The organism is Streptomyces recifensis, from assembly GCF_002154615.1.
Classification (GTDB): Bacteria; Actinomycetota; Actinomycetes; order Streptomycetales; family Streptomycetaceae; genus Streptomyces; species Streptomyces griseoluteus.
Genome location: NZ_MUNH01000219.1, coordinates 1 through 4,233 on the forward strand (window position 1 = coordinate 1; position 4,233 = coordinate 4,233).

The following is a 4,233-nucleotide window of genomic DNA, read 5'->3' on the forward strand; positions in this document are numbered from 1 at the left end:
CCTGCTGGGCCTGCCCGCCGAGCGGGTGCGCGCGCTCTGCGACCGGGCGACGGCCACGGTGCTGCATCCCCCGCCCGGAGCCGTCACGCGCGCGGGCGGCCCCCTCCTGAGACGGCTCCAGCCGTGATCCGGCCCGAGCGCGAGGTCGCGGTGCGGCGGCTGATGGAGGCGGTTCCGGTGGGCGTGCCGCCGGAGCTGCCCGGCGAGGCGGTGCGCCGGGGGGCCCGGCTGCTGCGGCTGCGGCGGGCCGGGCGGCGGCTGCTGTGGCTGGTGCTGTGCGCGGCGGCGGTCGCCTTCCTCACCTGGGCCGCGCTGACCAGGCCGTGGGCGGAGCCGCCGTCGCTGACGACCCCGCCCGTTACCGGCTGGTAGGCCGCCTACTTGTCGAGCGCCTGCTTGAGGTCCTCGACCAGGTCGTCCGCGTTCTCGATGCCGACGGAGAGACGGACCAGGTCGGAGGGGACCTCCAGCAGCGAACCGGCGACGGAGGCGTGCGTCATCCGGCCGGGGTGCTCGATGAGGGACTCCACGCCGCCCAGGGACTCGCCGAGGGTGAAGATCTGGGTGCGGTCGCACACCGAGACGGCCGCCTCCTCGCCGTCGGTGACCCGGAAGGAGATCATGCCGCCGAACGCCCGCATCTGCTTGGCGGCGACCTCGTGGCCGGGGTGCTCCGGCAGGCCCGGGTAGAGCACGCTGCTCACGCGCGGGTGCCGGGACAGCATGTCGGCGACCTTGGTGGCGTTCTCGCTGTGCCGGTCCATGCGCACCGCGAGGGTCTTGGTGCCGCGCAGCACCAGCCAGGAGTCGAACGGGCCGGCGACGCCGCCCATCGAGTTCTGGTGGAAGCCGATCTCCTCGCCCAACCCCTCGTCGGCGACGATCAGCGCACCGCCGACCACGTCGGAATGGCCGCCCATGTACTTCGTCAGCGAGTGCACGACGACGTCCGCGCCGAGCGCCAGCGGCTGCTGGAGGTAGGGGGTGGCGAAGGTGTTGTCCACGACCAGCTTCGCCCCGCCGGCGTGCGCGACCTGGGCCACGGCGGCGATGTCGGTGATGCCGAGCAGCGGGTTGGAGGGGGTCTCCACCCAGACGGCCTTGGTGCGCGGGGTCATCGCGGCGCGCACGGCGGCCGGGTCGCTGGTGTCGGCGACGGACCACTCCACACCCCAGCGGGAGGCGACCTTGGCGAACAGCCGGAAGGTGCCGCCGTAGGCGTCGTTGGGGATGACCACGTGGTCGCCGGGGCTGAGCAGCGTACGCAGCAGGGTGTCCTCGGCGGCGAGGCCGGAGGCGAACGCGAAACCGCGGCGGCCGCCCTCCAGCGCCGCGAGGTTCTCCTCCAGCGCCGTCCTGGTCGGGTTGGCGCTGCGGCTGTACTCGTAACCGCCGCGCAGTCCGCCCACGCCGTCCTGCTTGTAGGTCGAGACCTGGTAGATGGGCGGGACGACCGCGCCGGTGAGGGGATCGGCGGTGTTGCCCGCGTGGATCGCCAGAGTCTCGAAGTGCTCGCTGATGTGCCTGTCGCTCATGTGCACCGAGCGTAGTGCGCTCGCGGGGATGATGACGGACGCCGGGCTCGGAGCGGGGCCGGCTGGAGTTTTCCACAGGCTCGCCGGAGGGGTTGGCCAAGTGTCGGCGGGATCTGGTTCGCTTGACGCATGGCGACTCTCTGGCTCCTCCTGGCGCTGGCCCTGCTGGTCTGCGCGCTGCTCCCGCTGATCCGGCGCGGGCGCGGCGGGATCGAGCGTGTGCATCCGGGCCACCCGGACGCCGCCGACCCCGAGCGGTACGGATTCCTGCGCCAGGAGGAGCTGGACGTGCGCATGCCGGGCCCGGACCAGGACCTGCTGGACGTGCTGGACCTGGTCGGCCGCACCGGTGACTACCGCGCCGCCTCCCAGCTCCTCGCGGGGACGGAGGCGGAGGGCGAGCGGCGCTGGCAGCGGGTGCAGGCGTTCGCCGGGGCGGCCTCGCTGGAGCTGCGCGAGCGGCCGGGCGGGGTGCACGAGACACCGGGCGGCCAGTGGCTGCGGGTGTGGCGGGCGGAGCAGCCCAAGGACGCGGGCGGCGCCGCGGTGCACGCCGAGTTCCTCGCGCAGCAGGCGTGGCGGACGTCGGTACCGGGCACGGACGACTTCCGGATCATCATGGAGGAGGCGCGCGACGCGTGTGAGCGAGCCGCGCTCGCCGCCCCCGGCGACCCCGTGCCGCACCTCGTGATGCTGTCCGTGGCGCGCGGCCTGGGCTGGTCCCGGCCGGAGTTCGACGAGCTGTGGGGGAAGATCCTCGGCCTCGCCCCGCACCACATGGGCGCCCACCTGGCCGCGCTGCACTACACCTGCGAGAAGTGGCACGGCTCGCGCGAGGAGGCGTACGCCTTCGCCGAGGCCGCCGCCGCCCGCGCGCCCGAGGGGTCGCTGCTGGCCGCGCTGCCGCTGTTCGCGGTCTTCGAGCATCTGCCGGAGGTGAACCTGGTCGCGGGGTTCTACCGCAGCGAGGTCGTGGTCAGGGCGATACACGGCGCGCTGCACGCGGTGCACTCCGCCCGGCCGGACGACCCGATGCTGGCGCACGTACGGCATCTGCTGGTGTTCTTCCTGGTGCGGGCCGAGCGCTGGGCCGAGGCCATGGACCAGCTGGTGCACGTGGACGGCCATGTCGGTGCCCTGCCGTGGAGCCTCTCCGAGGACCCGGCCGAGGCGTTCGCGGTCTACCGGGCCCTGGCGGTCGCGGGCTACGAGGCCAACGGCGGCAACCCGGCGACCCTGCCGGGCTGACACCGGCCACCCGGCCGGCACTCCGATATTGCTCCGCTGACCTGCGGTGGGGCATACTCCGCTTGCCCTGGGCTTTGCACCTGCTTTGCCCGGCCCCGAGGCCCCCACACTCGGGCGGCGGCACCGTACGGCGGTGTGCGCCTCGTTCGTCTTGCTCCGGCTCGGCCGGTTTCCTGTGGGGGGATCTTTTCCGATGGGCGCAACCCTGCGCGCGCTGCGCGCCCTCGTCCTGCTGTCCGGCTTCTATCTGATCAGCCTCGTCCTGCTGGCGGCACTGGCCGGTGTCGACGTCGCCCTCTACCACTGGGGGCTGCACGGCATCGGGGCCGTCAAGATCGCCATCGTCACGGTGCTGCTCGCCGTCCCCGTCGTACGCGGCATGTTCATGCTCCGCATCCCGGCGGCCGAGGACCCGGCCGCCGTCGAGGTCGGCGAGGCGGACGAGCCCCGGCTCTGGGCGCTGGTGCGCGAGGTGGCCGACGCGAGCGGCACCCACGCCCCGGCCCGCATCCTGCTCACCTCCGACGTCAACGCCTCCGTGCGCGAGGACGCCAAGCTGCTCGGCCTGCGCCCCGGACCGCGCACCCTCACCCTCGGCGTGCCGCTGCTGACCGGACTGAGCGAGGCCGGGCTGCGTGCCGTCCTGGGCCACGAGTACGGGCACTTCACCGCCGGCGACACCCGGCTCTCCGCGATCGTGGTGCGCGGCCGGGCGCAGATCAGCCGGGTCGTCGAGCAGTTCCACGCCACCGCCGACGGCAAGGTGGCCGACGAGCGCGAGCGCCAGGAGCGGACCGCCGCCAAGCGGATCGCCAAGGGCAAGAAGGCCCGCGAGGTGGACACCCGGCACACCGGCGCGCTGTACCGGGGGATGGCCCGGCTCTACACCTGGTACGCCAGGGTCTATCTGCGGGCCTCGCTGAGCACCGCGCGCGGGCAGGAGTTCGCCGCCGACCTGGCCGCCGCCCGGATCGCCGGCCGCGACGCCACCGCCGCCGCGCTGCGCGAGATTCCGGTCCTCTCGGCGGCCCACGGCTTCTACCTCGACTCGTACGCCACCCTCGGCCTGCCCGCCCGGACGCTGCCGCCGCGCGGTCAGTTCTTCGGCGGCTTCGGCGCGTTGCTGACGGCCCGCGCGGGTGAGCTGGAGGACCTGCGCGCCGGGCTCCCCGAGGAGCCGGAGTCCCGCTACGACTCCCACCCACCGATGGCCGAGCGGGTACGCCGTGTCGAGGCACTGCCCGCCGACGGCCGCGGCCCCGAGGGCGACGGCCCGGCGCTGGCCCTGCTCACCGACCCCGGGCACACCCTGACCGCGCTGGAGGAAGCCGTCCTGACCGCCGAGGCGCTCGGCTTCCGGCGCACCGCCGACTGGCCGGAACTGCTGAACGTCGCCATGGCGGAGGGCATCACCACCGCGCGGACCCCGCTGCACCGCGCGCTGACCGCG

Annotated in this window: 4 protein-coding genes; 3 read left to right on the forward strand and 1 reads right to left on the reverse strand. The window is 74.2% G+C overall.

Annotated elements, in window-relative coordinates; translation table 11 throughout:
* Window positions 1-162 precede the first annotated feature (162 nt).
* A complete protein-coding gene (locus CCN33_RS13135; protein WP_425275840.1) occupies window positions 163-372 on the forward strand; it encodes a hypothetical protein in 210 nt (69 codons plus the stop codon).
* A 5-nt stretch (window positions 373-377) separates the two neighbouring features.
* Here CCN33_RS13135 and CCN33_RS13140 read toward each other — a convergent pair whose 3' ends face one another.
* A complete protein-coding gene (locus CCN33_RS13140) occupies window positions 378-1,535 on the reverse strand; it encodes a cystathionine gamma-synthase (protein WP_086693815.1) in 1,158 nt (385 codons plus the stop codon).
* A 129-nt stretch (window positions 1,536-1,664) separates the two neighbouring features.
* Between CCN33_RS13140 and CCN33_RS13145 the strand changes: the two genes are divergently transcribed.
* Window positions 1,665-2,783: a hypothetical protein gene (locus CCN33_RS13145; protein WP_086693816.1), complete on the forward strand. Its 1,119-nt coding sequence runs from the start codon at window positions 1,665-1,667 to the stop codon at window positions 2,781-2,783.
* Window positions 2,784-2,976: 193 nt separating this feature from the next.
* Window positions 2,977-4,233 (forward strand): M48 family metallopeptidase (locus CCN33_RS13150; protein ID WP_086693817.1); only part of this gene is annotated, 1,257 nt, incomplete at its 3' end.

Coding starts and splice junctions, on each gene's coding strand:
- CCN33_RS13140 (WP_086693815.1), bottom strand. CDS start 1,535: ATGAGCGACAGGCACATCAGCGAGCACTTCGAGACTCTGGCGATCCAC.
- CCN33_RS13145 (WP_086693816.1), top strand. CDS start 1,665: ATGGCGACTCTCTGGCTCCTCCTGGCGCTGGCCCTGCTGGTCTGCGCG.
- CCN33_RS13135 (WP_425275840.1), top strand. CDS start 163: ATGGAGGCGGTTCCGGTGGGCGTGCCGCCGGAGCTGCCCGGCGAGGCG.